This is a genomic window from Paraburkholderia sp. SIMBA_053, from assembly GCF_046534895.1.
Taxonomy (GTDB): domain Bacteria; phylum Pseudomonadota; class Gammaproteobacteria; order Burkholderiales; family Burkholderiaceae; genus Paraburkholderia; species Paraburkholderia caledonica.
Genome location: NZ_JAWRXU010000589.1, coordinates 1 through 276 on the forward strand (window position 1 = coordinate 1; position 276 = coordinate 276).

The window sequence follows — 276 nt, forward strand, 5'->3', positions numbered from 1 at the left end:
TGATGTCGGGATTCGCCTCCTCGAACTGGTCGATGAGTGCGCGGAACTCGCCGTCGGGCAGTTCCGGCTCCCACCACTGCGCGAACTCGATGGTGACATTCCCGTCACCGCCGCTGTCGCCATCCGTGCCGGGCGTGCAACCCGCCAGGGCCAGAAGGGTAACCGCCGCGGTTCCGGCGCCGACGATGATTCGGGTTCGTCGCTGCCCTCTTCCGACTGTGCTCATCACTTCTCCTCGTTGAGATCGTGCCGCATCACGCGCTTCAATGCTTGTTC

General features: G+C 64.1%; 1 protein-coding gene. It reads right to left on the bottom strand.

Going from position 1 to position 276, the window contains the following annotated elements:
- The coding region (locus SB753_RS36955) for a hypothetical protein (RefSeq protein WP_410805099.1) at positions 1-226 on the bottom strand (226 nt) is incomplete at its 3' end.
- Positions 227-276: the final 50 nt, after the last annotated feature.